Source organism: Neobacillus drentensis (assembly GCF_036966985.1).
Classification (GTDB): domain Bacteria; phylum Bacillota; class Bacilli; order Bacillales; family Cytobacillaceae; genus Neobacillus; species Neobacillus drentensis_E.
Genome location: NZ_JBALSN010000323.1, coordinates 1 through 2,649 on the forward strand (window position 1 = coordinate 1; position 2,649 = coordinate 2,649).

Genomic DNA, 2,649 nt, shown 5'->3' on the forward strand with positions numbered 1-2,649 from the left:
CGACTTTTTTCTATATAGAAGGTGAAAGGAGGTGAAGTACAATGGCACAATCACTTTTAGAAGGGACGAAGCTTCGCTTAGTGTTTGAAGGAGGTATGGACGAGGATGGTGAACCAATCCTACGCTCAAAAACGTTTAGCAATGTCAAAAAAGATGCGACAACAGATCAGATATTTCAAGCAGCATTAGCCATTTCCGTTTTGTGTAATGACATGCTAAACAAAGTAGAGCGAAATGACAGTTCTGAGATCATCGCTTAGTAGGATAGGAACCTTAGGTGACGAAAGGAGGTGAACGAATATGGCAAAAACATTAGAATTACAATTTGCAACGGAGCTTGGAAAAACAGCACGTCTAACGGTTGAAAATCCCAAAGATCCAATTGATGAAGAAGTCGTCAAGCTATCGATGGCACAGATTATTGCCTCGGAAGTTTTCACCACAAGCAGTGGCAAGTTTGTCTCTTCCAAAGGTGCGAGAGTCGTCGACCGCAACGTAACTGATTATGAACTAGTTTAAGGCGAAAAAGCCCCTTTAGAGGAAACGAAATTTTTATCAATAACACAAAAATGCGGTTCATCTCAGATGAACCGCATTTTTCCTATTAAAATAGACAATAAACAGTAAGGATCAGCATGGTTGCAATGACGCCACCAATGATCATCTTGTTCGCTCTTCTATGCTTGACCTTTTCCGCTTTTCTCCGTTCGCGTTCAGCAGCTTCTGCTTTTTGAGTTATGCTTTTTCTTTCAAAAAAGGCCGCCAGTTTATTATTCTCACTTATGCCTGCTTTTCTCTCCGCACGAAATAGAATTTGTTCTAATTCCTCTGCCGTCATCGGTCCTTCAAGGTTCAGTTGTTCCAATATCGACTCGCTTAAAGTAGAAAAACTCTGGATGACCGCAATCAATTGCCGTATATCCAAAACAGCTCCTAAGCGGGGCTTCCCTTCAAGAACCTTTGCCTCCCCAGCTCCATATAAAATCACTCTTTCTTGAGTGGTGATCCAGATGTTTTCAGGTGAAATCGACCCATGAATCATTTGATGATCGTGAAGATGGCGGAGGGCAGCAATGAGCTGTTGGATTTGATCAGGCTCGAGTGGCCCTTTTTCACTTAAGGTCCCCCCCTCTTCCCCGTCAAAAAGAGAATATAAGTAGTCTTCATCAACCTTAGCTACCTGTTCGATACACGACAAATGGCTATAATCGGAGATCGTCGTCCGGTATTCATTCTGCAATTGGTTCCATTGCGCCTTCTTAAAATCCGTTGATTTGTTCGAAAAATCAACCAACCTTAGGATAAACGTCCGGCCCGTTTCGATTTCTATGACCTCAAAAACACTAAGACCAAAATCATTAGAAAACAACTTTCTCTTTATATCAAAACCACCAATATCCACTGTTTACACCAGGCTTTCTTCATATGTTAAGTGCGCTCTCCTCTAATTGTGGAAAGAATCGGTTCGAGTGGCCCTCGATTTAATCGTTGAGTCAACTATTTTTTACTCTCCTTCTATTATAGTCACGAAAAAATTGGCAATGATAGTAGAGGAGGTGAAGAAATGATGACAAAAGATCCGAATCTTCGTGGAGATATGCTGGCAGATGAATGGAATAGCGAAGAGGTTCAAAATGAAATGATGTTCACCGGCATAACTCACGATGAGTGGCTTGTCAACCGACTAAATGATGATGATGACTCTCAGGAAGAAGAACATGATGATTACGCTTGGTAGTCCAGACAGAAAAAGCCACGGAAGGCTCCGTGGCTTTTCGGATAAGATGTGCTTAATTGGTAGATGGCGCCATTTACTAAAAAGAGGCCGGAAACCCGGCCCTACTAATTAACGATTATCCACTTTCTCCGGATAGATGTCATGGTTCATCAAACGGAAATGGGCCATCTCTTCATACTTTGTCCCTGGCTTTCCATAATTGCACCATGGATCAATGGAAATTCCGCCGCGTGGAGTGAACTTACCCCAAACCTCAATATACCTTGGGTCAAGCAACTTAATTAAATCATTCATGATGATATTGACACAATCCTCATGGAAATCCCCATGATTCCTGAAACTAAACAAATACAGCTTCAACGATTTGCTCTCAACAATCTTTTTGTCCGGAACATACGAAATATACATCGTCGCAAAATCCGGCTGGCGCGTCAATGGACATAAACTAGTAAACTCCGGGCAATTAAATTTTACAAAATAATCACGATCCGGGTGAAGATTATCGACTGCCTCTAACACCTCAGGCGCATATTCAAATGAATAGGTAGTCCCTTGATTACCTAATAATGTTAAATCCTTTAAACCTTCCTCATGGCTTCTGCCAGACATAAAAAAAACCTCCTAACAATGTATCCCACACTTTTTCCAAAAAAGAGTTTCCACAGCAGCAGCTATACTCTTTAACTATCAGGACCCAACAAAAAAGCCACGTCCAATATGGACATGGCTTAATAGTCATGTATCCATAGTTTTTTATAGAGGGTATCAGCTATGAACCTCTCCCGCAAGTACGGGTATTCTCTTCTTCATATCATATAGAACCGCACACTATTCGTCAATGGTAGATGAAGGCAAAATGCAACAAACCTTTTATAATGAAAAATTTTACTGCGTTGGTGCCTGACACCATG

5 protein-coding genes and 1 riboswitch are annotated in these 2,649 nt (G+C 41.3%); of the genes, 3 read left to right on the forward strand and 2 right to left on the reverse strand.

Annotated elements, in window-relative coordinates; all coding sequences use genetic code 11:
* The first annotated feature begins 41 nt into the window (after nucleotides 1-41).
* Complete coding sequence (locus tag V7659_RS20350) at nucleotides 42-260, forward strand: DUF1659 domain-containing protein (protein ID WP_335541795.1); 219 nt, start codon at nucleotides 42-44, stop codon at nucleotides 258-260.
* 40 nt (nucleotides 261-300) lie between these two features.
* Nucleotides 301-519: a DUF2922 domain-containing protein gene (locus V7659_RS20355; protein ID WP_335541796.1), complete on the forward strand. Its 219-nt coding sequence runs from the start codon at nucleotides 301-303 to the stop codon at nucleotides 517-519.
* Nucleotides 520-604: 85 nt separating this feature from the next.
* Here V7659_RS20355 and V7659_RS20360 read toward each other — a convergent pair whose 3' ends face one another.
* Nucleotides 605-1,402 (reverse strand): hypothetical protein, encoded by a 798-nt coding sequence (locus V7659_RS20360; RefSeq protein ID WP_335541798.1) that lies wholly within the window; start codon nucleotides 1,400-1,402, stop codon nucleotides 605-607.
* Nucleotides 1,403-1,567: 165 nt separating this feature from the next.
* On the opposite strand from V7659_RS20360, the gene V7659_RS20365 reads away from it, so the two are divergent.
* On the forward strand, nucleotides 1,568-1,738 hold the full coding sequence (locus V7659_RS20365) for a hypothetical protein (protein ID WP_335541800.1): 171 nt from the start codon (nucleotides 1,568-1,570) through the stop codon (nucleotides 1,736-1,738).
* A 108-nt stretch (nucleotides 1,739-1,846) separates the two neighbouring features.
* Here the strand turns inward: V7659_RS20365 and queF are convergent, their stop codons facing one another.
* On the reverse strand, nucleotides 1,847-2,347 hold the full coding sequence (gene queF, locus V7659_RS20370) for a preQ(1) synthase (RefSeq protein WP_026564093.1): 501 nt from the start codon (nucleotides 2,345-2,347) through the stop codon (nucleotides 1,847-1,849).
* A gap of 130 nt (nucleotides 2,348-2,477) precedes the next feature.
* Nucleotides 2,478-2,524: riboswitch (PreQ1 riboswitch) on the reverse strand.
* Nucleotides 2,525-2,649: the final 125 nt, after the last annotated feature.

Bases quoted from the DNA above. Each gene is read 5' to 3' on its own strand.
- V7659_RS20350 (WP_335541795.1), top strand. From the start codon at position 42: ATGGCACAATCACTTTTAGAAGGGACGAAGCTTCGCTTAGTGTTTGAA.
- V7659_RS20355 (WP_335541796.1), top strand. From the start codon at position 301: ATGGCAAAAACATTAGAATTACAATTTGCAACGGAGCTTGGAAAAACA.
- V7659_RS20365 (WP_335541800.1), top strand. From the start codon at position 1,568: ATGACAAAAGATCCGAATCTTCGTGGAGATATGCTGGCAGATGAATGG.
- queF (WP_026564093.1), bottom strand. From the start codon at position 2,347: ATGTCTGGCAGAAGCCATGAGGAAGGTTTAAAGGATTTAACATTATTA.